This is a genomic window from Streptomyces sp. NBC_00016 (genome assembly GCF_045040885.1).
Classification (GTDB): domain Bacteria; phylum Actinomycetota; class Actinomycetes; order Streptomycetales; family Streptomycetaceae; genus Streptomyces; species Streptomyces coriariae.
On record NZ_CP108304.1, the window covers coordinates 9,740,423 to 9,764,669 of the forward strand.

The 24,247-nt window shown below is 70.9% G+C and carries 25 protein-coding genes; 6 read left to right on the forward strand and 19 right to left on the reverse strand.

Going from position 1 to position 24,247, the window contains the following annotated elements; all coding sequences use genetic code 11:
* Positions 1-44: 44 nt before the first annotated feature.
* From OG933_RS42865 to OG933_RS42875, 3 genes are all read left to right on the forward strand, one after another.
* Positions 45-401 carry a hypothetical protein gene (locus OG933_RS42865; protein WP_405632782.1) on the forward strand — a complete coding sequence of 119 codons (357 nt, stop codon included), beginning with the start codon at positions 45-47 and terminating at the stop codon, positions 399-401.
* Positions 402-674: 273 nt separating this feature from the next.
* Positions 675-1,013: a YciI family protein gene (locus tag OG933_RS42870; RefSeq protein WP_405632784.1), complete on the forward strand. Its 339-nt coding sequence runs from the start codon at positions 675-677 to the stop codon at positions 1,011-1,013.
* Between the two features lie 505 nt (positions 1,014-1,518).
* Entirely contained in the window at positions 1,519-2,139 is a 621-nt protein-coding gene (locus tag OG933_RS42875) for a hypothetical protein (protein WP_405632785.1), read from the forward strand.
* Between the two features lie 478 nt (positions 2,140-2,617).
* Here OG933_RS42875 and OG933_RS42880 read toward each other — a convergent pair whose 3' ends face one another.
* Both OG933_RS42880 and OG933_RS42885 read right to left on the reverse strand, forming a co-directional pair.
* Complete coding sequence (locus OG933_RS42880; RefSeq protein WP_405632787.1) at positions 2,618-2,839, reverse strand: helix-turn-helix domain-containing protein; 222 nt, start codon at positions 2,837-2,839, stop codon at positions 2,618-2,620.
* Positions 2,839-3,330 (reverse strand): DUF2975 domain-containing protein, encoded by a 492-nt coding sequence (locus OG933_RS42885; protein ID WP_405632788.1) that lies wholly within the window; start codon positions 3,328-3,330, stop codon positions 2,839-2,841. The genes OG933_RS42880 and OG933_RS42885 overlap by 1 nt, the downstream gene beginning before the upstream one ends.
* Positions 3,331-3,685: 355 nt before the next feature.
* Here OG933_RS42885 and OG933_RS42890 point away from each other — a divergent pair, with 355 nt between their 5' ends.
* Entirely contained in the window at positions 3,686-4,126 is a 441-nt protein-coding gene (locus OG933_RS42890) for a VOC family protein (RefSeq protein WP_405632790.1), read from the forward strand.
* Between the two features lie 299 nt (positions 4,127-4,425).
* On the opposite strand, the gene OG933_RS42895 is transcribed toward OG933_RS42890, so the two are convergent.
* From OG933_RS42895 to OG933_RS42940, 10 genes are read right to left on the reverse strand one after another with little or no spacing between them, the layout of a single operon-like run.
* Positions 4,426-6,036 carry an ABC transporter ATP-binding protein gene (locus OG933_RS42895; protein ID WP_405632792.1) on the reverse strand — a complete coding sequence of 537 codons (1,611 nt, stop codon included), beginning with the start codon at positions 6,034-6,036 and terminating at the stop codon, positions 4,426-4,428.
* The gene (locus OG933_RS42900; RefSeq protein WP_405633705.1) at positions 6,033-6,905 is read right to left on the reverse strand and encodes an ABC transporter permease; all 873 of its coding nucleotides are present in this window, start codon (positions 6,903-6,905) and stop codon (positions 6,033-6,035) included. The genes OG933_RS42895 and OG933_RS42900 overlap by 4 nt, the downstream gene beginning before the upstream one ends.
* Before the next feature lie 32 nt (positions 6,906-6,937).
* On the reverse strand, positions 6,938-7,891 hold the full coding sequence (locus OG933_RS42905) for an ABC transporter permease (RefSeq protein ID WP_405632794.1): 954 nt from the start codon (positions 7,889-7,891) through the stop codon (positions 6,938-6,940).
* The gene (locus tag OG933_RS42910) at positions 7,888-9,486 is read right to left on the reverse strand and encodes an ABC transporter substrate-binding protein (protein ID WP_405632797.1); all 1,599 of its coding nucleotides are present in this window, start codon (positions 9,484-9,486) and stop codon (positions 7,888-7,890) included. The genes OG933_RS42905 and OG933_RS42910 overlap by 4 nt, the downstream gene beginning before the upstream one ends.
* 35 nt (positions 9,487-9,521) lie before the next feature.
* Positions 9,522-10,325: a class I SAM-dependent DNA methyltransferase gene (locus OG933_RS42915; RefSeq protein WP_405632800.1), complete on the reverse strand. Its 804-nt coding sequence runs from the start codon at positions 10,323-10,325 to the stop codon at positions 9,522-9,524.
* A gap of 13 nt (positions 10,326-10,338) precedes the next feature.
* Positions 10,339-11,601, reverse strand: a complete 1,263-nt coding sequence (locus OG933_RS42920; protein WP_405632803.1) for an MFS transporter — start codon at positions 11,599-11,601, stop codon at positions 10,339-10,341.
* A complete protein-coding gene (locus tag OG933_RS42925; protein ID WP_405632806.1) occupies positions 11,585-12,643 on the reverse strand; it encodes a dipeptide epimerase in 1,059 nt (352 codons plus the stop codon). The genes OG933_RS42920 and OG933_RS42925 overlap by 17 nt, the downstream gene beginning before the upstream one ends.
* Positions 12,640-13,728 (reverse strand): pyridoxal-phosphate dependent enzyme, encoded by a 1,089-nt coding sequence (locus tag OG933_RS42930; protein ID WP_362525892.1) that lies wholly within the window; start codon positions 13,726-13,728, stop codon positions 12,640-12,642. The genes OG933_RS42925 and OG933_RS42930 overlap by 4 nt, the downstream gene beginning before the upstream one ends.
* Positions 13,725-14,597 carry a Rossmann-like domain-containing protein gene (locus OG933_RS42935; protein ID WP_405632809.1) on the reverse strand — a complete coding sequence of 291 codons (873 nt, stop codon included), beginning with the start codon at positions 14,595-14,597 and terminating at the stop codon, positions 13,725-13,727. The genes OG933_RS42930 and OG933_RS42935 overlap by 4 nt, the downstream gene beginning before the upstream one ends.
* Complete coding sequence (locus OG933_RS42940; RefSeq protein ID WP_405632812.1) at positions 14,594-15,850, reverse strand: ATP-grasp domain-containing protein; 1,257 nt, start codon at positions 15,848-15,850, stop codon at positions 14,594-14,596. The genes OG933_RS42935 and OG933_RS42940 overlap by 4 nt, the downstream gene beginning before the upstream one ends.
* A gap of 362 nt (positions 15,851-16,212) precedes the next feature.
* Here OG933_RS42940 and OG933_RS42945 point away from each other — a divergent pair, with 362 nt between their 5' ends.
* Complete coding sequence (locus tag OG933_RS42945; protein WP_362525885.1) at positions 16,213-16,590, forward strand: hypothetical protein; 378 nt, start codon at positions 16,213-16,215, stop codon at positions 16,588-16,590.
* A gap of 55 nt (positions 16,591-16,645) precedes the next feature.
* Here the strand turns inward: OG933_RS42945 and OG933_RS42950 are convergent, their stop codons facing one another.
* From OG933_RS42950 to OG933_RS42975, 6 genes are all read right to left on the reverse strand, one after another.
* A complete protein-coding gene (locus tag OG933_RS42950; RefSeq protein ID WP_405632815.1) occupies positions 16,646-16,984 on the reverse strand; it encodes a nuclear transport factor 2 family protein in 339 nt (112 codons plus the stop codon).
* 171 nt (positions 16,985-17,155) lie between these two features.
* Positions 17,156-18,007 carry an aldo/keto reductase gene (locus OG933_RS42955; protein WP_405632818.1) on the reverse strand — a complete coding sequence of 284 codons (852 nt, stop codon included), beginning with the start codon at positions 18,005-18,007 and terminating at the stop codon, positions 17,156-17,158.
* A gap of 26 nt (positions 18,008-18,033) precedes the next feature.
* Positions 18,034-19,008 carry an aldo/keto reductase gene (locus tag OG933_RS42960; protein WP_405632821.1) on the reverse strand — a complete coding sequence of 325 codons (975 nt, stop codon included), beginning with the start codon at positions 19,006-19,008 and terminating at the stop codon, positions 18,034-18,036.
* 340 nt (positions 19,009-19,348) lie between these two features.
* Positions 19,349-19,978 carry a flavodoxin gene (locus OG933_RS42965; RefSeq protein ID WP_405632824.1) on the reverse strand — a complete coding sequence of 210 codons (630 nt, stop codon included), beginning with the start codon at positions 19,976-19,978 and terminating at the stop codon, positions 19,349-19,351.
* Between the two features lie 92 nt (positions 19,979-20,070).
* A complete protein-coding gene (locus tag OG933_RS42970) occupies positions 20,071-20,610 on the reverse strand; it encodes an NAD(P)H-binding protein (protein ID WP_362525873.1) in 540 nt (179 codons plus the stop codon).
* 32 nt (positions 20,611-20,642) lie between these two features.
* Positions 20,643-21,491 (reverse strand): aldo/keto reductase, encoded by an 849-nt coding sequence (locus OG933_RS42975; RefSeq protein ID WP_405632828.1) that lies wholly within the window; start codon positions 21,489-21,491, stop codon positions 20,643-20,645.
* A 166-nt stretch (positions 21,492-21,657) separates the two neighbouring features.
* On the opposite strand from OG933_RS42975, the gene OG933_RS42980 reads away from it, so the two are divergent.
* Positions 21,658-22,575, forward strand: a complete 918-nt coding sequence (locus OG933_RS42980; RefSeq protein WP_405632831.1) for a helix-turn-helix transcriptional regulator — start codon at positions 21,658-21,660, stop codon at positions 22,573-22,575.
* Positions 22,576-22,749: 174 nt separating this feature from the next.
* On the opposite strand, the gene OG933_RS42985 is transcribed toward OG933_RS42980, so the two are convergent.
* Entirely contained in the window at positions 22,750-24,228 is a 1,479-nt protein-coding gene (locus OG933_RS42985) for an aldehyde dehydrogenase family protein (protein ID WP_405632833.1), read from the reverse strand.
* Positions 24,229-24,247: the final 19 nt, after the last annotated feature.

Consider the following 24,247-nt stretch of genomic DNA (forward strand, 5'->3'; position numbering starts at 1 on the left):
GCGCGGGCATGACGACCGCTACGCGTGTGGTGAAGACTGGGCAGATGCCTCATGACCCCGGCGGACTCCTGTTCGTCGCGTTCGGTTCCGTACTCGTCGCCGCCGGCTTCATCTGGAAGGGGCGCGTCCTGCGCCCCCTCTCGATGAAACGGACCCAGGCGGCCGCAATCCGGGACCGTTCCAGAAACCTGCTCCGTTCTGCGGACATGGCGATCGCCGAAGCGCGCCGCCGGGCGGCACGCGGCGAACCGGCCATCGTCACGGTCGGGGACGTGACCAGGGTGGCGTGCCGGCACTACGGGCACGTCCTCGTGGAGCGCGACGAGGCGGCTGCCGCCCTCCGCCGGCGCTTCGAGGCCGCCGGCTGCCGCGCGGACTGCATGACCGATGCCTTCAACTGACCGCCTCCTCGGTGTTGAAGAGGCTGTGAAAGGCGTATGGGCGATCATGTCCGTCGTCGGCTGAAGCCGTCCGTGCAGCCGATCCGCCCCGTGCAGCCGATCGGCCGCGCTCCGTCTTGGTTGCGCTACGGCTCCCAACCGACGTCCTGGGCCGGCGGTTGGTGCTCTCGTAGCGCCCTGTTTCGGAGGGTGGGCGAGTGTCGGTCCTGAGGGGAGGCGTTCGTCGTATCGTGAGAGGCCGCCGAAGGAGGCCGACGGCCGAGGGAGCCATGCATGACGCGGTACCTGATCTCGTTCGATGACGGCGCGATGACCTTTCCCGAGGAGGAGTTGCCCGAGGTGGCCGAGGCTTCGCACGAGGTGGTGCGGGAGGCTCAGGACGCCGGTGTGTGGGTCTTCGGTGGCGGCCTGGAAAGGCAGCAGGCCAGCGTCGTGGCCACCGACGGGACCGTCGCCGACGGCCCGTACCCGGAGACCAAGGCGGTTATTGGCGGGTTTTCGATCATCGATGTGCCCACACGTGAGGACGCGCTGGAGTGGGCTGCCAAGATCGCCGCCGCTTGCCGCTGTGCGCAAGAGGTCCGGGAGATCATGCCCGACTCGGCCGTCTGATCGACGAGGACCTGACCCGGCTGGGGCACGGGTCGGAAGTGGCTCGTGCCTTGCGGGTTCGGCATGCTGCGTGCCTGGGGGCGACGGAGTGGGCGGTCCGCAACAACCGTTGCTGTTCTCCCAGTTGGGTAGTGCCTGAAGGCCTGCGGCGTCGTCGGGGTGCACCAGTACTGTCTGCCGGCTGCCCGCCGAGATGACGAAGTCTCCTTCCCGCCGCTGCTTCGCATCCTCGTTTCCCCGATCGGAGTCGCGGCGACCTCGCCGAGCCGGCCTGGTCCTTGGCTTCCTGAAGGCCGGCATGCAGGTTCGCCGGAACTTCGCCTGCGTCACGTGTGATCGCCGCCGCTGTCAAGCCCGCATAGCAGGCCAGCCACGGGGGCCCACCGAAATCGCCCCGACGGGAACCTTATTCACCACGATCGGGTGATCTTTTCGGGTTTGGCGCAACCAGGCAGCTCTTTCGCTAGTAACACACCCGTAAGTCATATTCATCTCAGGGGGCGACATGAGCCAGCAATTCCCGCAGCAGCCGCACCAGCCCAACCAGCAACAGCCCGGATGGGGTGGCCCCCAGACTCCTCCGGGATACGCCGCCCCGCCTTTCCAGCCGCTCCCGCCCAAGAAGCCGGGCGCGGGCAAGATCATCGGACTGGGCTGCGCCGGAGTCATCGGCCTGTTCGTCGTGATCGGCATCGTCGGAGCCGCGACGAGCGGCGGCGACTCCACGGACAACAGCAACAAGGACAAGGCCGTGGCGGCCACCGGCAAGTCGACGACCGACGACGCCAAGGACGAGCCTGCGAAGGAAGAGCCCGCCAAGGAGGAAAACCCGGTCGAGTCCACCAAGACGCAGGCCGAGGAATTCCAGGCCTGCGTGGCCAAGTCCGGCACGCCCACCGAGCAGGCTGCGATCAAGCACGTCACGAAGGTCACCGGCGCCGACAAGCGGAACAACATCCTGGATGCTCCCGAGGTGTTCACCGACTTCAGCGGCGGACTGATGGGACCGCACCAGGGCGAGGGCAAGCTGATCGCTTCCGCGTTCACGTCGTGCTATGAGTCCGACAACGGGTTGGTGACCGTCTACGACAAGAACGGCGAGATCCTCGCCAACGCCAACTACTGATCCGTCCGACTGCCACGTTCCGGTAGCAGACTGCCCTCCCGGGCCTCCCGGGCCTCCCGGGCCTCCCGGGCCTCCCGGGCCTCCCGGGCCCCCGGGCCCCGCTGGGCCATCCCCTTCGCGGCCGGGTCTTCTGCCTCGGAGACGTGCTCTACGCGCTCGGCCCAGTCTCAACCTGACCGTCGGCCCCAGCGCGCCGGTCGGCCGGCCAGTGGCCCGCCGCCCGGTCCAGCGTGTCGCCGTCGATGCGGCCCGGCTGCCGCCGCACCGTCGGTTCCGCCGGCAGGCACCGCTTCGGGGGCAGCGGATCGGGCCGTACGCGAAGGCGCTCCATTGCAGCAGGCGCGGGATCTCCTGGGGCACGGCTCGGGATGCTCGCGGGGTTGCTCCAAGGCAGGCGGGATCGGCGCTGATGCGTCGGCAGGCACGGTCTTCCACCGGGATCACGGCGTCGAGAACTCCATGATCTTGGAAGGGCCCGTCAGTCGGCTGCGGCGTCCTCGGGCTCCCAGCGCAGCAGGTCGCCCGGCTGGCACTCGAGCACCTCGCAGAGCGCGGCGAGCGTCGCGAAGCGCACCGCCTTGGCGCGGCCGTTCTTGAGTACCGCCAGGTTGGCGGGAGTGATCCCTACGCGGTCCGCGAGCTCGCCCACGGACATCTTCCGCCTGGCCAGCATCACGTCGATGTCGACGGCGATCGGCATCAGATCACCTCGTCCAGCTCGGCCTGCATCTGCGCCGCTTCGATGTCGCGCGCGACGGCCTGGGCGAGCAGCATCCGCAGCACGAGCACGATGAGCGCGACTCCCAGGATGGCCACGCCAACCCCGCCCATGATGACGGTGACGCCCGGGTCGTCCCGCTGGCCCGGCGCATTGATGGCCGTGACCGCGAACCACACGAGGGCCGCCGCCACGATCGCGCCGATCACGCCGTCCACGTACCGGAAGGCGGCGTGGGAGAACACGGTTCCGCGTCGCACCATGGTCACCAGCCGCCATACGCAGACCAGGGCGACCTGGGCCGACACCATGCCCAAGATCGTGATCACGCGCAGCGCGGTCAGCGGGAGCGACCCGTCCTCCGGGTCGTTCCCGCTGACCAATGTCCACACCATCAATGCCTGTACGAACACGGTGCCGGCGAGCACCACCACGAGCAGGGCGCGCAGCGCACGCACGGTCAGCTTTCCCATGACCCATCCTTCCATCGAATCGCGATGGGAATCTATCGAGATTCGATAGATGAAGCAAGGGCTGGGGTGCGGGGTGGGCGGCGCGGGTCGGGGGAGAGAGTTGTCCGGCCAGGGCGCGGGCGGCGCGTCGTGCGTGTCGTGGACCTTGTGGGTGCGCCACGTTCTGGCGGTGGGGTGGTAGGGCTCGGTGAGTCGTTCCAAGCACAGTCGAGAGTTCCTCGAGGGTGGTGCGGCGTCGCCGGTAGGGCCAGGGCATGACTTCGGCGGCCTGAGGATGTCGAGAACGTGCCAGCGGCTCCGTCCCAGGGGCATCAGCGGCCACCCCCGGCCGCACGAGGAAGAAGGAGAAACCAGCATGGCGATTCAGCGGATGGACAACGTCGGCATCGTCGTCGAGGACATGGATGCCGCCATCGCGTTCTTTGTGGAACTCGGTATGGAGCAGGAGGGCAGGGCGGAGGTCGGGGGTCTCGTCGCCGACCGGTGCACCGGACTCGACGGTGTCCGTTGTGACATCGCGATGCTCCGGACCCCGGACGGTCACAGCCGGCTCGAGCTGGCGAGGTACCGCAGCCCCGAGGTGATCAGCGACGGGCCGCGCAACCGGCCGCACAACGTTCTGGGCACGCACCGCGTCATGTTCGCCGTCGACGACATCGAGGACACCGTTGCCCGCCTGCGCCCTCACGGCGCCGAACTCCTCGGCGGGATCGCCCGGTTCGAGGACAGCTATCTGCTCTGCTACGTCCGCGGCCCGGAGGGCATCATCGTCGGACTGGCCGAGCAGCTGCGCTGAGAAGCAACAACAGTCAGCCGACGTCAGCCCGAACCCCGTGTGGGTGGAGATCGACCTCGACGCCGTAGGGCTCTTCCCCCGCACCGACACACCGGCGGCCGGTGGCGGGACCGCAGGTGATCCAGCATCTGCACCACAGCCCGCACCGTCACGGGGCAGGCGAACCCGGCGGACTGGTTCAGACGTACGGCTTCAAGACCACTACCGCCCGTCACGTCCGCATCCAGGCCACCGAGCTCGGTGCCCCAGCGACCGGCGAAACCACCAAGTCCCGCCTGCAGCCGGCCGGCGTGCGACGGTCAGCTGCGCGTTCCCGCCCCCAGCCGTGTCGTTGTTTCCATGAGTGACATGGTGAACGGGTGGCTCGGCGCGGTGAGGACTCGCTGTGCCGGGCCCTGTTCGACGATTTCGCCGGCGTCCAGTACGGCGATGCGGTGGGCCAGGGTCGCGGTGTTCAGGTCGTGGGTGATCAGGGCCAGGGAGAGGTCGTCGCGGTCGCGGAGCAGGGCGGTGAGCATGCCGAGGATGTCCCGGCGGGTGATCGGGTCGAGACCGGAGGTGATCTCGTCGCAGATGAGGACACGGGGCTGGGCCAGCAGGGCGCGGGCGAGGGCAGCGCGCTGGAGTTCGCCGCCGGAGAGCTGTCCGGGGCGTCGGCGGACCAGGTGCTCCGGCAGGCCGAGGCCGCTCAGAGTGGCCAGGGCCTCCCGTGTCGCGGGGGTGGACGCGGTGCCGCGTAGCCGTATCGCGGTGCGGGCGACCTGGTGCAGCACGGGGCGGTGTTCGTCGAAGGCGGCACGCGCGTCCTGGAAGACGTACTGCACGGCCGCCAGTTGGGCGCGGCTGCGGTCACGCAGGCTGCGGGGCAGCGGTGTGCCGTCGAGGAGGATCTCTCCGTCGTGTTCGCGGTGCAGTCCGGCCAGGCAGCGGGCGAGGGTGGTCTTGCCGCTTCCGGAGCGGCCGACGACGGCCAGGCTCTCGCCCGCGCACAGGTCGAGTTCGGCCGAACGCAGTACGTCGGTCGTGCCGCGGGTGCTTTGGCGGTGACGGGCGGTCAGGTCGCGGACGCGCAGGACGGGGCGGCCGGTGCCGGTCGAGCCTTCCGATCGCGTGAACTGCGGTTGCCTGGCCAGTAGTTCGCGGGTCCATTCGTGCCGGGGTGCGAACAACAGACGCTGGGCCGGGCCAGACTCCACGACCTGGCCCGCCCGCATGACGATCACCTCGTCGGCGAGTGACCGTACGACGTCCAGGTCGTGGCTGAGCAGAACGACGGCGATGCCACGTGCCGCGACGGCCGCCAACTGGTCGACGATCCGGGCCTTGGTCAGGGCGTCCTGACCGGTGGTGGGTTCGTCGGCGACGACGACCCGGGCGCCCAGCAGCAGGGCCTGGGCGAGGACCACGCGTTGTTGCTGGCCACCGGAGAGCTGGTGCGGGTAGCGGCGCAACATGGTTTCGGCGTTCGGGAATTGGGCTTGGGCGAGGGCGTGCAGGACGCGTTCGCGGGCCGCCGACCGGCGCTTGGCACGGGGCAGGTGGCGTACCTGGGCGCGGGCGATGTCCGTCAGGAGGGCGGTGATGCGGCGGGCAGGGTTGAGGGCTGCGGCCGGGTGCTGAGGGATGTAGCCGACCAGTCCGTCGGCGGCCAGGCGTACGTCGCCGGTGACGTGGGCGCCGGGTGGGTACTCGCCGAGCAGGGCGAGGCCGGTGGTGGTCTTGCCGCTGCCGGATGTGCCGATCAGGGCGGTGACCTTGCCGGGGAGAGCCTTGAGGCTCACTCCGTGGACGAGCGCCCTGCCGCCGACCTCGACGCGCAGGTTCCGGATCTCGGCCACAGGCTCCTCGGTGGTGTGCCCGGGGCCGACGGGACTGCCGACCTGCTCCGTCGTGTCGTCTGTGGGGTTCACGGGCGTGCTTCCCTCCCTGTCCGGCTGCGGGTGGTCCTGGTCGCGTCGAGGAGCGTCTTGCCCCGGCCCCGGCCCCGGCCCCGGCCCCGGCCCCAGTCCCAGTCCCGCTCGCTTGGGCGGGCGTCCACGAGCGCGGCGTCGAAGAGGAGGTTGGTGCCCATCGTCAGGGCGATGATCAGCAGGGCGGGGACGACCACGGCCCACGGCTGGACGAAGAGGCCGATGCGGTTGCGGTCGACCATGACCGCCCAGTCGGCGGCATCCGGGGCGACCCCGGCACCGAGGAAGGCGGCCGTGGCCACGAGGTACAGCACGCCGGTCAGCCGGGTTCCGGTGTCGGCGGCCAGGGTGCGCAGCATGGAGCGGCCGACGTAGCCGACGGCGATGCGCCACCAGGTCTCGCCCTGCATGCGCAGCGCCTCGACCGCGGGCCGGGCGGCGGCCTCCGCGGCGGCGGCGCGCACGAGCCTGGCCGCGTCCGGCACGTTCACCAGTGCTACCAGCAGGGCCAGACCGACGGGGCCGGGGGAGAACACGGTGGCGGCCAGCAGGATCAGCAGCAGCGACGGGACGGCGAGCAGGACGTCCAGGGGCCGCATCAGCAGTTCCTCCAGCAGGCGGCGACGGGTCAGCGCCGCGAGCAGGCCGACGGGGAGCGCGACGAGATACGACAGGGCGGTGGCGGCTAGGGCGGTCAGCACCACCGGCCTGCCGCCGTGCAGTACCTGACGCCATACGTCACGGCCCACGAAGTCGGTGCCGAGCCAGTGGCCGGCGCCGAGGGTGAAGGACGCCGTCCGCGGCCCTGGTCCGCCCGCGAACAGCGGGCCGAGCAGGGCGAGCACGAGGGGGAGGGCGACGACCGTCATGCCGAGGGCAAAGCGGGCCGTCCGCAACTTCGTCACGCGACCACACCCGCCCGAGGGGCCAGACGGTGGGCGACGAGATCCGCGCCCAGATTCAGCACGACGGTCAGCATGCCGAACACCACGGCGAGCCCCTGGACGACCGGCAGGTCGCGTTCGGCGACGGCGTTGAGCAGGACGGTGCCGAGTCCCGGGATCACGTAGAGCGCCTCCACGACGATGACGCCGCACAGCAGCCAGTCGATGGTGCGGGCGAGTTGCTGGGCCGCGGGGGCGAGGGCGCCCGGAAGAGCGTGGGTGTAGCGGATACGGGTGCCGGAGATGCCGTAGCGGCGGGCCTGGGCCACGTAGGGGGAGGCGAGCGCATCGATCATGCCGGCCCGCACCAGGCGGGACAGGGAGCAGACCGGGCGGGCCAGCAGGACGAGCACGGGCAGGACGAGCGCGGCCGGGTGACTTAACAGGTCGGTGCCGTAGCCGACTGCGGTGGGCGGCAGCCAGCGCAGCTGCAGGGCGAACACGGTCACCAGCAGGATCCCGAGGGCGAACTCGGGCAGCGCGTACACGGCGAGCGTGACCGAGCTGATCAGCCGGTCGACGAGGCGGCCTTCATGACGGGCGGCGAGCACGCCGAGGCCGAAGCCGGTCGGGACGAGCAGGGCCGCAGTGAGCGTGGCCAGCAGCAGGGTCGGTCCGAAACCGTCGGAGATGTACTGGCCGACCGGGCGGCCGGACGTCAGGGAGGTGCCGAGTTCGCCGTGGAGCAGGCCCGTCACCCAGTCGGTGAGCCGCTCGTGGGCGGGCCGGTCGAGGTGCATGGCCTCGCGGAGGGCGGCGATCCGGGCCGGGTCGGGCTGGTCGCCGGCCAGGGCGACGGCGGCGTCACCCGGCAGCGCCTCGGTGAGCGCGAAGACCAGCAGTACTACGGCAATGGTCTGCAGGGCGCCGAGGAGCAGCCGCCGGGCGACGAAGGAACGCAGTCCGCTCACGCGAGCCAGACCTTGTCGAAGCGGGCCCAGTCGAGCGTGTTGGCGGGAGCCTTGGCCGAAACTCCCTTCACCCTTCGGGCCGTGCCGAGGATCCAATCGGCGAAGCCCCAGATGAGGAACCCGCCCTCGGTGTACAGACGGCGCTGCATCCGCTCGTAGACGGCTGCCCGTTCGGTCTTGTCGCGGGTGGACTGGGCCTGTTGGTAGAGCGCGTCGAAGTCCTTGTGCTTCCACTTGGTGGCGTTGGTGGTGGAGTCGCTGAGCAGGCGCTGGGAGATGTGGGCCTCGACGGGCATGGCTCCGGAGCGGTAGCAGCACAGGGTGCCGTTGTCGAGGATGTCGGCCCAGTAGGAGTCCTTGCTGCCCATCTTGACGTCGATGGTGACGCCCGCCTTCCGTGCCTGGTCGCGGAAGATGCCGGCGGCTTCGACGAAGCCGGCGGCGACGGCCGAAGTGTCCAGGGTGATCTTCAGGTTCTCGGCGCCGGCCTGCTTGAGCAGGGCGCGGGCCCTGTCGAGGTCCTGTCCGCGCTGGGGGAGGCCGTCGGCGTAGTACTCGTAGCCCTTGCCGAACAGGTCGTTGCCGATCACACCCGCGCCGGACAGGGCGCCGTCGATGAGTTCCTCGCGGTCGGCGATGAGGAAGAACGCCTCGCGTACTCGCTTGTCGTCGAAGGGGGCCCGGTCGGTCTTCATCGCGAAGCCCTGCATGGCGCTGCCAGGGAGCCGCACGATCGCGATCTGCCCCTTGCCTTCGTGGGCGCGCGCGGAGGTGGGGTCGAGTTCGTGGGCGTACTCGACCTGTCCGCCGAGGAGTGCGTTGACGCGGGCGGACTCCTCGTTGGCGACGACGAACTCGAGCTCGTCGAGGTGCGGGGCGCCCTCCCAGTAGTCGTCGTAGCGGCGGAAGACGGCCGAGCGGCCGGGGGCGAAGGAGACGAACAGGAAGGGACCGGAGCCGATCGGCTTCGTGTCGAAGCCGCCTGACTCCCCGGAGTTCTCCGGGACGACGTAGGCGCCGAACGCTGCCAGGACGTTGGGGAATTCGGCGGTGGGCCGCTTGAGGACGAACTCGATGCCGCGCTCGCCGGTCGCTCGGCTGGTGTCGAGGTCGATGGGCTCCAGAGACGCCCTGGCGCGGAATGCCTGCTTGGGGTCGGCGATGCGGCGGTAGCTGTAGAGGACGTCGGCGGCGGTGACCGGCCTTCCGTCGTGGAAGGTCGCCTTGCGCAGGGTCACCTGCCAGCGGTCCAGGGTCTTGTTCGCCTCCCAGTTCTCGGCGAGGCGGGGCCGGGCGGACAGGTCGGCGCCGAAGTCGGCGAGCTTGTCGTACAGCGCCTTGGCGCGGGCGGCGTCGGCGAAGAGGTTGGCCAGGTGCGGGTCGAGGGTCTCGCCGGCGCCTCCTCCGGCGAACGCAGCGCGCAGCCGACCGCCCTTCGTGGGCTTGCCGTCGCCCTCACGGTCGGTGTCTTTCGCGGAGCCGGAGCCGGAGCCGGAGCCGCACCCGGTGAGAACGAGCGCGCCGAGTGAGGCGGCGCCCGTGGCGGCGGCGAGGAAGCCGCGGCGATGCAGGCCGGGGAAGCGCTCGTCGTGCATGGGATTCCTTTGGGTGTGGTGTGGACGAAGAGGAGTCAGTGGGAGTCGGTGAGGCGCGCGACGAGGTGCAGTCGGTCCGCATCCGTGGTGTCGCCGGGCAGCCGGCCTTGCGGCCACGGCGGTTCGGTGCGCGGGCCGGGCCCGTCGTGGAGTTCGAGCACCTCGAAGCCGTGCGCGGCCAGCAGGTGACGCAGTTCCTGAGGGAACAGCAGCCGCCACGCGGAACGCTGCTCGACCGGTGCCGACCCGTCGCCGGTGGTCCACACGCGCCTGCGGCGCAGGAGCTGGGCCGTACGGTCCACGGTGAGCGTGGTGGTGGACCGGTGGACGATGCCCTGCCAGGTGAAGGAATGGACGGTGGGCGTGTCCAGCAGGTCGGTACGGCCGAGGAAGTAGGCGCCGTTGCGCATCTCCGCCACCAGGAGACCGCGGGGAGCCAGAGCGCGGCGGCAGGAGGAGAGGAAGGCGTGGAGCTGCTCGTTGGTGTGGCAGTACAGCAGAGCGCTGTCCAGGCACACGACGGCGTCGAACACGCCCCGGCCCAGGTCGAAGCCGCACAGGTCGGCACGGACGTACGCGGGCCCGGGGTGGTGGGTGCGCGCGTGGGCGAGCATCGCCTCGGACAGGTCGGCACCGGTCACGTCGCGGCCGACGCTGTGGAGGTGGGCGGAGTCGCGTCCGGTGCCGCAGCCCATGTCGAGCACGCGCGGTCCTGCCCCGTGCCGCCCGAGGCGGTCCTGCGTCCAGCGTCCGGCCAGCCGGTCGGGGTCGGGGAAGCGGGCCTCGTACAGCTCGGGGTTGTCGGTGAGCAGGTTGTGCGGAAACGTCGTAGAGGTCATGCCAAGTCCCTCCTCAGGCAGGTGCGGGAACGGCGGGCTTCGACGGGCTCGGCAGCGACCCGAGCCGGTGCAGCCAGGCCACGCCCAGCGCGGAGACGAGCCCGAACAGGGCACAGCACGTCCATGGCAGCCAGCCGGCGTCGCCCCGCTCCCCGGTGTCCATGGCCCAGCCGACGACGGTGTTGCCGACGGCGGCGGCGATGCCGGAGAACACGTAGAAGATGCCGAAGTAGGTGCCGGTCAGCTCCGACCGGCCGAAACCGGGAACGAGCTCCATCACGAACGGCTGGGCGACCATCACCCCGAGGTAGAGCAGCAGGGCTCCGACCAGGACGGGCAGCGCGTGCAGCACCGCGTCGGCAGTGCCGTCCGGGCCGCCGGAGCCGCCCGCCGTCACCGCGGGCGGCAGGAACGCCAGCGCCATCAGCCCCAGGCCCCTCGCCATCCAGCGCGCGCGGTCCCCCCGCTCCTTGAGGGTGCGGGTGATGCGCAGTTGCAGTGTCAGGTTGGCGACGGTGCCCACGAGGAAGACGAGTCCGGCGGCGCCGTCCCAGCCGGTGGCCTGCCGGGCACCGGCGGGCAGGAGCAGGTACAGCTGGTTCTCCAGGGTGAACATGCCGACCATGGCGAGCGCGAAGGCGAGGAAGGCCCTGTTGCCCAGCACCTCGCGCCAGTCCGCGAGGACCGTGCCCTTGCTCGGCTCGACCTTCCGGACGGGCAGCACGAGGGCCTGTGCGACGGTGAGCGCGGCGAAGATCCCGGCGGCGGTGAGCGCGGACGTGCGGAAGTCCACGAGCAGCAGCGCGCTGCCCAGCAGGGGGCCGATCAGGGCGCCGGTGGTGGCGAACACGTTGAACAGGGCGAACGCCTCGGCCTTGCGCTCGGCAGCCTCCTGCGCGATGTAGGTGCGTACGGCGGGGTTGAACAGTGCCCCGGCGAGCCCGCTGAGGACGGACGCGGCGAGCAGCACGGCCAGGTCGTCGCCGAGCGCGAACAGGGCGAACCCGGCGGTGCGCAGGGCGCAGCCGGCGATGATGACGCCGCGTGCGCCGAGCCGGTCGGAGGCGGAGCCGCCGATGATGAACAGCCCCTGCTGGCTGAGGTTGCGAACGCCGAGCACGATGCCCACCACGGCCGCCGACATGCCCAGGTGGTCGGTGAGATGGGTGGCGAGGTAGGGGATGAGGAGGTAGAAGCCGATGTTGACACCGAGCTGGTTGACCAGCAGGAGCTGTACCGCGAGCGGGAAACGCCTCATCTCACGCCACGCCCTCATTCGCCCCCACCTCCTGAACTCCCAGGCCGGGACGGTCACTTGCGCGTACGACGCCGTCCCCGCCGCCGATCCCGGTCCACGGGTCGTGGGCGAGCAGCAGGTGCCCGTCCAGGTCGGCCCAGCGGGCCCGGTCGGCGAGGTGGACCGCGGGGGCGAGGCCGAGACTGCTGGCGGTCAGGCAGCCCAGCATCAGCTCCGTGCCACTGCCCGCGATCAACTCGGCGATACGCAGGGCCGCGTGCACCCCGCCGCACTTGGCGAGCTTGACGTTGACGCCCTGGACGCGGCCCGCCAGGCGGCGCACGTCCTCCAGATCGACGGCGTCCTCGTCGGCGATGACGGGCAGCGGCGAGCGTGCGGCCAGCGCACCCAGCGCTGCCGGGTCGCCGGGCGCGACGGGCTGCTCGACGGCCTCGACGCCGAGGTCGGCGAACCGGTGCAGCAGCGCCTCGGCCTGCGCCACCGTCCAGGCGCCGTTGGGGTCGAGCAGGAGCCGGGCGCGCGGCGCCGCGTCGCGGATCACGCGGACGCGCTCCACGTCGTCCTCCGGGTCGGGAGTTCCCGCTTTGACCTTGATGACTTCGAAGCCACCCGCCGACAGACAGCGCGCCTGCGCCGCCGCGTGGGCGAGGGAGGTGATGCCGATGGTGCGGGCGGTGGCCGCGACCGGAGGTGCGGTGACACCGAGCAGCCGGTGGACGGGGCTGCCCGCACGCTTGCCGACGAGGTCGAGCAGCGCAGCCTCGACGCCGGCGGTCACGGCCGGGGGAGTGCCCTCACCGGCCAACTCGCCCACCCGTAGCGCCTCCAGGGCGTTCTCCGGGTCGGGGAAGCGGGCGAGATCCGTACCGACGGCGGTGAGGAACCGTTCCAACGTTTCAGCGTCGAGCCTGTAGTAGACGCTGGTGACGGCCTCGCCGTGGCCGGTGAGGCCGTCGTGTTCGACGGTCAGCCACACGGCGTCGCGCGCGGTCATGACGGAGCGGGAGATGCGCAGCGGCTCGGTGAGTTCGAGGCGTACGGTGCGCAGGCCGGCCTTCACTTGGTCCCTTCCGGATCGGATACGGCCTTCAGCGGGTCGGTGACACGGGTGCAGCGCACCCAGCCGGTGGCCTCGGCCGCGCGGGGGTGCGGGATCTCGACCGGGCGGGTGGCCGCCGTGGCGGGATCGAGGCCGTGGACCGCGGCGAAGTCGTCGTCATAGACCGTGCCGAGATAGCGGTGCGGGCCGTCGGGAAAGACGGTGGCGACCACCGTGCCCGGGTGGACACGGGCTGCCCAGGCGGCGACGCGGGCGGCGGCGCCCGTGCTCCAGCCGCCGCTGACGAAGCTGCCGCGCGCCAGGCGACGGCAGCTGTCCACGGCCTCGGCCGGGCCGACCCAGTGGACCTCGTCGAAGGCTTCGTAGGCGACGTTGCGCGGGTGGATGCTGCTGCCCAGGCCGCGCATCAGCCTCGGTCGTGCGGGCTGACCGAAGATGGTGGAGCCGGTCGAGTCGACACCGATCAACCGCAGCGCGGGCCAGCGCCGTCGCAGTGGGCCGATGATCCCCGCGCTGTGGCCGCCGGTGCCCACACTGCACACCAGGATGTCCAGGTGGTCGAGCCCGTCGATGAGTTCGGCGGCCAAGGAGGCGTAACCGACGCTGTTGTCAGGGTTGTTGTACTGGTCCGGCCAGTACGCGCCGGGCAGCCCGGCGAGCAGTTCCCGCAGCCGGCCCAGCCGCGCCGCCTGCCAGCCGCCCCGGGGCGCAGGGCGGTCCACGATCTCCAGCCGCACCCCATGGGCACGCAGCAACTGCCGCATGACTGGTTCCAGTTCACTGTCTCCGACCAGCACGACGGGGTGGCCGAGAGCCTGGCCCGCGAAGGCCAGCCCGATGCCGAGCGTGCCCGAGGTGGACTCCACCACCGGTGCGCCGGGCCGCAGTTCGCCGCGCTCGCGGGCGCCCAGCAGCATCGACACCGCCGCCCGCGCCTTCATCCCGCCCGCCGCGAGCCCTTCGAGTTTGGCCCAGAAGCCGGGGTGCGGGCCGGGCACGTCGGCCGTGATGCGGACCAGGGGCGTGCGGCCGAGCAGGGCGAGCAGTTCCGGGCGGGCGAGGGGACGCACTGCCGTCGTGGTCATCGACCGGCCTCCGGACAGGGGCCGCCGTACCGGTGGACGGTGCCGGGACCGCCGTCGAGCCAGAAGAACGGGTACGGCTCGGCGCACACCGCGCTCACCCCGTGGCCGAGAAAGCGGGGCAGTACGGCGCTGCCGGTCTGGGCGAACATCACCAGCTGCTTGCCATGAGCCAGCGCGTGCTGCCGCAGCGGCTCGAAAGTGTCGTTGCCCAGCGTCATCCCGGACACCAGCAGGGCGTCGCAGCGCCCGGCCCCGGCGAGGGCGTCGGTGGCGACCGCCTCGCCCCACTCGGTCAGCCCGCCCTTGAGGTCACAGGGCACATAGTTCAGGCCGCGCGAACGCAGCTCCTCAAGAAGGGAGTTGACGACACCCACCACCAGCACGGTCGCCTCCGCCGGGAGATCGAGGAGCGCGACGACGGCCTTCGCCCGGGCTCGGGACTTCTCCAGCGACGTCCCGGCGGGCAGCGGGACGGCCCGCGCCCCGTTCCGTGGAGTGTGTGGAGTGACGTGCATCAGATAGGCGTCCAGCGCGGCCACGCGCACCGCCGGCAGCGGATGCTCCAGCAGCCGGGCCACGCTCGCGCCCACACATTCCTCGACCGCTCGGTCGGGCAGGGCCCCGGGCTCGACCGCGCACGAGCCGACGGCCCTGCCCAGACGCAGGCCGAGAACCTCGTTGCGATAACCGGTGCCGCGCCCGTCGTGCCGTACGGCCTGCCGGGTGGTGAAGGCCACGGCGATCCGCTGCGTCGCCGGATCCGGACCCAGCCCACCGGCGCGTACGCGCGCTACGAGCTCGTAGTACGAGTCGAACGTCTCGTACGTCTCGACCGTCGCCGTGCGGGCTGTGCCCGAAGTGGCGGTCATCGGATCACCAACCCGGACCGCAGCCGACCGAGCAGGACCTCGACGTGGTCGCGGGCGCCCAGCCCCTCGGCGTCACCCGCCATGACGTGCCCGAGGTACTCGTTGTTGCTGCCCGCCGCCTCCACCTGCGTACCGGGCACGGCGAGCTCCACCTCCAGCACACCTGGTGCACTCCGCAGCTCGCCACCGTCCAGCGACTCGAGCGTGCCCGACCTCTGAGGCACGAGGAAGCCGATGGCTGCGCTGCACAGCCCTGTGTCGCTGCGCCGCAGGTCGGGCTCGCGCCCGAGGGACACCTCCACGAAGGCCGCGGCCAGGTCGATTCCGGTCACATGGCGGACCAGCTCGGTGATGCGGTTTCCGGCGGGACGCGGGTTGACCTCGACCACGCGCGGACCGGCCGAGGTCAGCTTGATCTCGGTGTGCGCCACCACACCGTCCACCAGCCCGAGTGCCTTGAGCGCGGCGAGGGCGGTCTGCTCTGCGGCCTCGGCATCGGCCGCCGGGAGGGCGGCCGGGAACATGTGCCCGGTCTCGATGAAGGCGGGCGCCCCGCCGACGCTCTTGTCGGTCACGCCCACCACGTGGACAGCGCCCGCGTGCGATACCGTCTCGACGCTCACCTCGGGGCCGTCCATCAGCTCCTCCAGCAGGACGGCGGGCTCCCGCCTCTGCCCGCGGGCGTTGACCGGAAAGTCCGACAGCACCCGTACGGCAGCGGCGAGTTGCTCCTCGTCGTCCACCCGTCGCACGTACATGCCCGCGCACAGGTCGACCGGCTTGACGACCAGCGGGTAGCCGATCTCCCGTGCCGCGCCCACGATGTCGGCCCACTCCTCGTGCACGGCGAAGCGCGGCCCGGGGACCCCCGCGTCGGCGAGGACACGGCGGGTGGCGTCCTTGCGACAGGCGCTCTCGACCGCCTCCGGGGACGAGCCCGGCAGACCCAGATGCCCGGCGATCCGCGCCGCAGTCGGCAGGTAGTAGTCGCAGGAAGTGATCACGCCGTCGAAGCGCAGCACCTCGTGCAGCCGCTCGATCTCCGGCAGCAGAACGTCGGCGTCGTTGGTGTCGGAGGTGATCACGTTGCGGGCGCCGAGCAGTGGGTGTGCCACCCCCTCGGGCGCGGAGCGGAGGTAGTGGTGCAGGTCGCGGGTGAGGAACGTGAACTCGTGCCCGCCCTCCCGGATCGCCCGTGGCAGCAGTCTGCTCATCGACCCGACCCAGCTCTCGACCATCAGCAGATGAGCCACAACTCCCCTTTACATGCCAGCGGTTCAAACGTCAGGGCAGCCCGAAGAACCCTCAGACGGAAGGGGGGACGCGGGCTCCACGCAGGAACACGCTAGCGATAATCATTTTCATTTACCAGTCCCAGGTCGATGTGGCTCGTCGGAAGACATGCCTCTGCCGGGGGAGGGGATCGTGTCCGACTCGGCGGCGGCTCGCTTCGTGTACGGGCTCACTACGGCCGGGAGTCCGTCCGCACGATCGGTTGCCAACCGACCGCGGCGGCCTCGCCGCTGAGCAGACGGACGGCTACCGTGTCACTGGCCGATACAGCACCACTCGTTTACCTGGGGGAGCAGCCTTGCCAAGGAAAGTCAGCGCGATCGTGGCCGCAGTCGCGGCGGCAGCTGTGCCGGTTCTCGCGGGGGCGCCGGCCGCCACCGCCGCCACGACCGCCTACCCCACCACCTACTTCTCCGTGCAATCGGGCGACAGCTGGTATGCCGGCCAAATCACCTGGTACAACCGGTCGGTCAGCCTCGACGGAGATCTCAACGCCTACGGGTGCAAGCGTGCGTACGGTATCGCGTGGGCAGGCACCACCCCGCTGGACGAACGGAGCACCAGCACCCACTGCGACAACTACACGGATCAGAACATCTCCCTTGCCGCGAACGTCCCCGGCGGAGCCGACCATGTCCGGATCAACCTGACCGACGCCAACGGGAAGGTTCTCGCCTACAGGTACTACTACCGCCCGTGAGGTGAGCAGGATCGTGGGTGTGTGGCCCATGTCGGTCGTTGGCCGCGAGGGCTTGTCATACTTTGCCGCCGAAGAAGACCTGCACCTCCTGGATGAGCCCGTCCCGGACAGTGATCGCCTCCATGTTGCGGTGCCTGTCGCCCGTTGTGAGCACGTACTCGTAGTGGAGGAAGACCAGTTCTTCGTCTGCGGGGACGACGTGGAGCAGACGCTGCTCCGTCATCCGATCGGCCGTGGGGAAACACCGCTCGAAGAACGCTGCCTTGTCGATGTGATCGTCCTGTGGGCTGGTGAACGAGAATCCGTCGGCGTAGAGAGCGAAGGCGGCGTCACGGTCCTGCGACCTGTAGTGCTGAAAGGCCGCTTCGGCGACGGCTGTCGGACTGCTGGTCATGCGGGCTCCTCGATCGGACGGCTGGCCCTGTTCGCCACCGTACAACCGCGTTTCGCGCCCTGCGGTGGCGAGACCGCCGCGGAACCGGCCCCTCCCGGGCCCCCGGACCCCCGGGCCCCCGGGAATTGCTCTCGGCCGCCCGCCAGTGCCCCGGTGCTTCAGGTCCCGGGGTCAGCCGTCCAGCCGCCGCGCGCTGAGCCACTTCACGATCTCCGGGTCATGGTGGTCGAAGAACAGCGAGGCTCCGGTGTCCAGGGCGGCGATGGCCGCCATCTGGTCGTCGGTGAGCGCGAAGTCGAAGACGTCGAGGTTCTCCGCCATCCGCTCGGGGCGTACCGACTTCGGGATCGAGGCGACGCCCCGCTCGACCGCCCAGCGCAGTACCACCTGGCCCACCGACTTCCCGTGGCGCCGCGCGATCTCACTCAGTACGGGGTTGGTGAACAGACCGTTCTTGCCCTCGGCGAAGCCGCCCCAGGCCTGGTGCTGGACGCCCTGTTCGCGCATGAGGTCCTGGTAGTCGGCGCGCTGGAAGAAGGGGTGGGTCTCGATCTGGTTGACGGCGGGCGTGACCTCGTTGTTGATGATCAGGTCGAGGAGGCGGTCGGGGTAGAAGTTGGAGACGCCGATGGCCCTGGCGCGGCCCTGCCGGTTCAGCTCCTCCATGGCGCGCCACTGGCCGTACACGTCGCCGTAGGGCTGGTGCATCAGGTACAGGTCCAGATGGTCGAGCCCGAGCTTGGTCAGCGACGCCTCGAAGGCACGCTTGGTGTTCTCCTCGCCGGGCGCCTCCTGGACGTACAGCTTGGTGGCGACGAAGAGCTCCTCGCGCGGGATGCCGCTGTTCTTGATCGCGCGGCCCACGGCCTCCTCGTTGCCGTACGAGGCCGCCGTGTCGAGCAACCGGTAGCCGGCCGCGAGGGCCTCGGTGACCACGCGTTCGGTCTCGTCGGACGGGATCTGGAAGACGCCGAAGCCGAGGATCGGCATCTCGACGCCGTTGTTCAGGGTGACGTTCTGCATGGCTCTTTTCCTTTGGCGGGGCAGGCTCAGCGTTCGAGCATCTTCAGCTGGGCTTCGGTGTGGGTGGCGCCGGCCGCGGGCGGGAGGCTCGTCAACCGGTCGAGCTGGGCGGGGGTGAGCCGGAGCGCGTCGGCGGCGGTGTTCTCTTCGAGACGGTGGACGCGCTTGGTACCGGGGATGGGGGCGATGTCGTCGCCCTGGGCGAGCAGCCAGGCGATGGCGACCTGGGCCGGGGTGGCGTCGGCTTCGGCGGCCACGGCCTGGACCTCGTCGGCCAGGCGCAGGTTGTGCTGGAAGTTCTCGCCGGTGAAGCGCGGGTTGTCCCGCCGGAAGTCGTCCTCGGCGAAGTCGGTGGAGCGGATCGCGCCGGTGAGGAAGCCGCGGCCCAGCGGCGCGAACGGGACGAAGCCGATGCCGAGTTCGCGCAGCGTCGGCAGCACCCGTGCTTCCGGTTCGCGTGTGAAGAGGGAGTACTCGGACTGCACGGCGGTGACCGGTGCGACGGCGTTCGCGCGGCGGATCGTCTCCGGCCCGGCCTCGGACAGGCCGAACGCGCGGACCTTGCCTTCGGCGATCAGCTCGCCCACGGCGCCCGCCGTCTCTTCGATGGGGACGTCCGGGTCGACCCGGTGCTGGTAGAACAGGTCGATGTGGTCCGTGCCGAGGCGCCGCAGCGATCCCTCGAAGGCGGTGCGGATGTTGGCCGCGCTGGAGTCCAGGTTCCCCGGCCCGTCGCCTCCGTGGGAGACCAGACCGAACTTCGTCGCCAGCACCACCTGGTCGCGGTGTCCCTTCAGGGCCCGGCCGAGCAGTTCCTCGTTGGTGTACGGACCGTAGATCTCGGCGGTGTCGATGAAGGTGACGCCCAGCTCGAGGGCGCGGTGCACGGTCCGGATGGACTCCGCCTCGTCGGTCCCGGCGCCGGTGTATCCCTGGGACATGCCCATCGCGCCCAGACCGATCCGGGAAACCTCGAGGTCACGCAGGTGGATGTGGTGCATCAAAGCTCTCCGCTCCGTCGTTTTCGGGTCGGTTCCTCGTGTTGTTCTCGGTGGACGGCTTCGTCGCCCCCGGGCCGGCCGTTCCCACTCTGGCCCGGGCGTCCGGCCACCGCCTGCTGCGCGCTCTGGACCCATGGCGGCAGGGCCGGACCGGACATGGCCTCACGCGCCGAGCGACACCGCGCTCGCGGGCCTTGCGGGCCTCCTGGGAAGCGTAGGGGCAGGTCGCCCCCGTTTGGCGGCTGAGCGGCCCCGGTGACGGGCCGCGCTGTTCGGGGGAGCGACGGAGTCCCCCACCACACGGCAGCGGAGGATCCCGCCGACGCTGCCTCGGCACGGTTCAGTCCCGGAGCAGGCCGACCCGGCCCAGCCACGACCCAACGGCACCGTCGGCGTCCCGGACCTTCTCGCCCTGTACCGCCAGTCCTTCGCCGATGGTCGCGCCCGGGCAGGACCTCGCGTAGTCGCGCTCGGTGGTGCCCAGTCCGCTCATGGCATACGTCGTGATCGGAAGGACGGTCCTGCCGCGGAAGTCGAACCGTTCCGCGAAGGTCGACATGATCATCGGTGCTCGGACGTTCCAGACGGGACTGGCCAGCAGCACGGTGTCGTAACGCTCCAGCGAGGACGGGAGGTTGGCGATGGCCGGCCGCGCATCGGCCTCCTGCTCGCGGACGTTGCGTGCGACCGTCTCGTCGTAGTCGTCGGGGTAGGGGTCGACGGCTTCGATGCGATGCAGATCGCACTCGATGCGCTCGCCGATCATGCGGGCGAGGACCTCGGTGTTTCCGACCTCGAGGTCGGTGCGCCCGCCGTAGAAGTAGTTCTCGCCCGCCCGGGAGAAGTAGGCCAGCAGGACCCGCTTGCCGGGCGAGCCGGGCGAGCCCGTCGAGGCAGGTCGTTCGGTGCTCTTAGACGCCGCCCCGCCGGACGGGGACGCGGAACATCCGGTGATGTGGACACCGGTCATGACGGTGGCTCCTCCCAGAAGTACGCCACGAAGGAGCATGCGGCGCCCCGGTGTGGCCGGTTTCGCCGATCCGGTGCGGGGTTCGCGCGCCGTCATGCGCCGGGCCCACCGAGGGAGCGGACGGCGTCGAGATCCGCCCGCAGCGGTTGCGGCTCGGCTTCGACAGGCAGGTCGGCGGGGTCCAGTACGCCGTCCACGGAGCCGGAAGGGTCGGTCTCGAGGGTGCCGAAGAGCTCTGCCCAGTCGGCCGGCTCTTCGCCTTCGGTGGCGGTGAGCTCGAACGTCTTGCCCGAACGTGCCACGCGTGGCCGGGCGCCGTCCAGGGCCCGCAGGAGGTTGCGCACGCCGCCGTGGTCGATGTGCGCGCGGGCGTCCGGCCGGGAGTCCCCGTCCGATCCGTGGGCGAGCAGCATCGCGTCGACTCCCTGGACCGCGGCACGCAGGGAGGCGGGATCCTCCAGGTCTCCCTGCACGAGGTCGACGCCGGGGAGCAGCCGCTCGGCCCGCCGCACGTCGCGTACCAGTGCCCGCGGCCTCAGGCCGTGCCGTTGTGCGGCCGCCACCGCGACCCGGCCGATGCTGCCGGTCGCGCCGACCACGAGTACGTCGGTGATGTTCTGCTGGTGGGACATGATGAGCCCTCGCTGTTGCGCTCGCGGGTCGGTCAGTCGTGGATGCGGAGGCTGCTGATCCGGCTGACCGCCGCAGGGTCACGGTGGTCGAAGAACAGCGAGCCACCCGTGTCCACGGTGGCGATGGACGCCATCTGGTCGTCGGTGAGCGCGAAGTCGAAGACGTCGATGTTCTCCTTCATCCGGTCGGTGCGAACCGACTTGGGGATGGCGACGATCTCCCGCTGGACGAGCCAGCGCAGCACGACCTGTGCCACGGACCGGTCGTGCTGTTCGGCGATGCCGACCAGTACCGGGTGCGTGAAGAGGTTGTTCTTGCCCTCGGCGAACCCGCCCCACGACTCGATCTGCACGCCCCGCTCGCGCATCAGCTCCTGGTCGTCGATGCGCTGGAAGAAGGGATGGGTCTCGATCTGGTTGACCGCGGGCGTGACCTCGTTGTGTTCGATCAGGTCCACGAGCCGGTCGGGGTGGAAGTTGGAGACGCCGACGGCCTTGGCCCGGCCCTCGCGGTTCAGCTTCTCCATGGCGCGCCAGGAGCCGTGGACGTCGCCGTAGGGCTGGTGGATCAGGTAGAGGTCGAGGTAGTCCAGGCCGAGGTTGCGCAGCGAGGTCTCGAAGGCGCGCGCGGTGTTCTCCTCGCCGGTGTCCTGCACCCACAGCTTCGTGGTGACGAACAGTTCCTCGCGCGGGATCCCACTGTTCTTGATGGCACGGCCGACGGCCTCCTCGTTGCCGTACGCGGCGGCGGTGTCGAGAAGCCGGTAGCCGGCGGCGAGGGCGTCGGTGACCGCCTGCTCGGTCTGGTCCGGCGCGATCTGGAACACGCCGAAGCCGAGGATCGGCATCGTGACGCCGTTGTTGAGGGTGACGGTCTGCATGGGACGTTCCCTTCGTGCGGGCAGTGCGCTGAGCTGACAGGATCCGAGCCTCGCGCGATTCCGGTGCCGGTGGCAGGCCGAGCTGGGCCAGGGAGCGGGGTTCGGGGGTATGACAGGGCCCCCCACGTGCCTGCCGCGCAGGTCAGAACGGTGTGACACTGGCGATATGGCATCCGAGCGGAGCAGCGGCAAGAGCGGCGACATGGAGCTGGGCCGGTTCCTGCACGCGCGTCGCACCCAGACCACCCCCGACCAGGTCGGCCTCACCGTGGGAACGGGGCTGCGCCGCACCCCCGGCCTGCGCCGCGAGGAAGTGGCCACGCTCGCCGGCATCAGCATCGACTACTACGTCCGCCTGGAGCGCGGCAAGGAGACCCGCCCCGGCCCCTCCGTGCTGGACGCCCTCGCCCGCGCCCTGCGGCTCGACGACGCGGAGCACCAGCACCTGCGCGAGCTCGCCGCCCGCGCCGCCCGGTATGCCCCCGAGCCTCCGCCCCCGCCCGGCCGGACCGTGCGCCCCCACCTCAAGCTCGTCCTGGAGACGCTGCGGCCCGGCCCCGCCTACGTCATCAGCCGCAGCATGGACCTGCTCGCCTGGAATCCGGGCGGCCTCGCCCTGTACGCGGGCCTCGCCGACTGGCCCGCGAGGCAGCGCAACCTCGCCCGCTACCTCTTCCTCCACCCCACGGCACGTACTCTCTTCCCCGACTGGGAGTACCAGGTCCGCGGCTGTGTCGCCCGGCTCCGCGCCCAGGCCGGCATCGACCCCGACGCACCCGACCTCACCAGCCTGGTGGGCGAGCTCCTGCTCAAGAGCCCGGACTTCGCCCAGCTGTGGGAGCGCTACGACGTCGGCGGGCGCAAGAAGACACAGAAGACCTTCCACCACCCCCAGGTCGGCGTCCTCACGCTCACCGGTCAGAGCATGGTCCTCGAAGACACCCCGGGGCAGCGCCTCGGCGTCTACACCGCCGAACCCGGCACCCCCGACCACGACGCCGTGCTCCTGCTGGACATGATCGTGCCGGACCCGACCGGTGCTGAGGCCGCGGAGCCCGAACAGCAACACCGTGCACAGCCCTGACCCGCGGCGCCCTGCCCGCCCCCGGTCGTCAGGCATCCAGACATCCACGCATCTCGGGACCTCGGCCGACGTGCTGACACCTCCAGGAGTCGGCCAGCGGGAAGACCGCGTCGACCATGAGCCGGGGCTCGCACCGCGTCGCAGACGGGCACGAGCCGACCGGCGGTCCGGGGTTCAGGCGGCGTTGATGACGACGCACTTCACCTGGGTCCAGTCCTCCAGGTAGTCGGGGCCCATGGAGCGGCCGAATCCGCTGTGCTTGTAGCCGCCGAAGGGCGCGCCGATCGCTCCGGCGGGTCCGCCGTCGCCGAGGGTGTTGACGGCGACCTGGCCGGCCTGGACGTGCCGGGCCAGCCGGATCGCGCGGCCGACATCCTGCGTCCAGACGGTCGCGGTCAGTCCGTAGCGGGTGCCGTTGGCGATGGCGACGGCCTCCTCCTCGTCCTCGTAGGTGACCACGGACAGGACGGGGCCGAAGATCTCCTCCTGGGCGATGCGCATGCCGGGGGTGACGCGGTCGAAGAGCGTTGGCTCGACGAAGTGCCCGTCGTCGTACGGGGCTCCGGTCAACTTGCCGCCGCCGACGACGACTTCGGCGCCCTCGGCACGGCCGATGGCCAGGTAGTCCAGCACCCGCCTCTCCTGCCGGGCGTTGATGAGCGGGCCCATGTCGACCGGCTGGTCCCACAGGCCGACCCGCACGGCACGGAAGTGCTCGGCCAGCTCCCCGACCAGCCGGGCGTGCAGGGAGGAGTGGACCAGGACACGCGAACCGGCCGCGCAGACCTGGCCGCTGTTCATGACGATGCTGCGCACGATCGCCGGTACGGCTTTGGCGAGGTCGGCGTCGGGCAGCACGATCTGCGGGGACTTGCCGCCGAGTTCGAGCTGGAGCGGGACGAGGTTGCGGGCGCAGGCCTCCATCACGGCGGTGCCGGTGGCGGGCGAGCCGGTGAAGCTCATCTTGCGGATGCCGGGGTGGGCGGGCAGGGCGGCGCCGGCCTCGGAGCCGTATCCGGTGACCACGTTGAGGACGCCGGGCGGCAGACCCGCCTCCTGGGCCAGCCGCGCCAGATACAGAGCGGTGAGCGGGGCGTCCTCGGCGGGCTTGAGGACGACGGTGTTGCCGGCGGCGATCGGGGCCGCGGTGTTGAACACCGTCATGGGGCCGGGCGCGTTCCAGGGGATGATCGCGCCGACCACGCCGTACGGCTCGCGCAGGGTCAGGCCCAGGACGTCCGGGGAGCGGGTGGGCAGGGTGTCGCCGAAGACCTTGTCGGCCTTGCCCGCGAGGTAGGTGAGGCGTGCGGCGATGGGGGAGGGGCCTACGGGGTGGCCGACCTCCATGGCTTCCAGGCGGTTGATGTCGTCGTCGTGCTCGCGCACCAACTCGGCCCAGCGGTAGAGGAGTTCGCCGCGTACGGCGGGGCTGGTGTCGCGCCAGGCGGGCAGTGCCGCCTCGGCCGAGCGTACGGCGTCGTCGATGTCCTCGGCGGTGCCGCGCGGGACCCGGGCCAGCAGGGCGCCCGTGGCGGGATTGACGACGTCGATCGTGGCCTTGGACCGGGCGGGCACCCACTCGCCGGTGATCAGGTGGGTGCCGTCGGGCAGTAGCGCGGCGATGTCGAGCGGGGCGGGGACGGTGGTGGGCATCGTGCTCCTTGTGCGGTGG

Bases quoted from the DNA above. Each gene is read 5' to 3' on its own strand.
- OG933_RS42915 (WP_405632800.1), bottom strand. From the start codon at position 10,325: ATGACCTCTACGACGTTTCCGCACAACCTGCTCACCGACAACCCCGAG.
- OG933_RS42985 (WP_405632833.1), bottom strand. From the start codon at position 24,228: ATGCCCACCACCGTCCCCGCCCCGCTCGACATCGCCGCGCTACTGCCC.
- OG933_RS42885 (WP_405632788.1), bottom strand. From the start codon at position 3,330: ATGGGAAAGCTGACCGTGCGTGCGCTGCGCGCCCTGCTCGTGGTGGTG.
- OG933_RS42970 (WP_362525873.1), bottom strand. From the start codon at position 20,610: ATGTCCCACCAGCAGAACATCACCGACGTACTCGTGGTCGGCGCGACC.
- OG933_RS42980 (WP_405632831.1), top strand. From the start codon at position 21,658: ATGGCATCCGAGCGGAGCAGCGGCAAGAGCGGCGACATGGAGCTGGGC.
- OG933_RS42870 (WP_405632784.1), top strand. From the start codon at position 675: ATGACGCGGTACCTGATCTCGTTCGATGACGGCGCGATGACCTTTCCC.
- OG933_RS42950 (WP_405632815.1), bottom strand. From the start codon at position 16,984: ATGACCAGCAGTCCGACAGCCGTCGCCGAAGCGGCCTTTCAGCACTAC.
- OG933_RS42880 (WP_405632787.1), bottom strand. From the start codon at position 2,839: ATGCCGATCGCCGTCGACATCGACGTGATGCTGGCCAGGCGGAAGATG.
- OG933_RS42935 (WP_405632809.1), bottom strand. From the start codon at position 14,597: ATGACCGCCACTTCGGGCACAGCCCGCACGGCGACGGTCGAGACGTAC.
- OG933_RS42910 (WP_405632797.1), bottom strand. From the start codon at position 9,486: ATGCACGACGAGCGCTTCCCCGGCCTGCATCGCCGCGGCTTCCTCGCC.
- OG933_RS42960 (WP_405632821.1), bottom strand. From the start codon at position 19,008: ATGCACCACATCCACCTGCGTGACCTCGAGGTTTCCCGGATCGGTCTG.
- OG933_RS42875 (WP_405632785.1), top strand. From the start codon at position 1,519: ATGAGCCAGCAATTCCCGCAGCAGCCGCACCAGCCCAACCAGCAACAG.
- OG933_RS42920 (WP_405632803.1), bottom strand. From the start codon at position 11,601: ATGAGGGCGTGGCGTGAGATGAGGCGTTTCCCGCTCGCGGTACAGCTC.
- OG933_RS42955 (WP_405632818.1), bottom strand. From the start codon at position 18,007: ATGCAGAACGTCACCCTGAACAACGGCGTCGAGATGCCGATCCTCGGC.
- OG933_RS42965 (WP_405632824.1), bottom strand. From the start codon at position 19,978: ATGACCGGTGTCCACATCACCGGATGTTCCGCGTCCCCGTCCGGCGGG.
- OG933_RS42890 (WP_405632790.1), top strand. From the start codon at position 3,686: ATGGCGATTCAGCGGATGGACAACGTCGGCATCGTCGTCGAGGACATG.
- OG933_RS42975 (WP_405632828.1), bottom strand. From the start codon at position 21,491: ATGCAGACCGTCACCCTCAACAACGGCGTCACGATGCCGATCCTCGGC.
- OG933_RS42865 (WP_405632782.1), top strand. From the start codon at position 45: ATGCCTCATGACCCCGGCGGACTCCTGTTCGTCGCGTTCGGTTCCGTA.
- OG933_RS42930 (WP_362525892.1), bottom strand. From the start codon at position 13,728: ATGACCACGACGGCAGTGCGTCCCCTCGCCCGCCCGGAACTGCTCGCC.
- OG933_RS42900 (WP_405633705.1), bottom strand. From the start codon at position 6,905: ATGACGGTCGTCGCCCTCCCCCTCGTGCTCGCCCTGCTCGGCCCGCTG.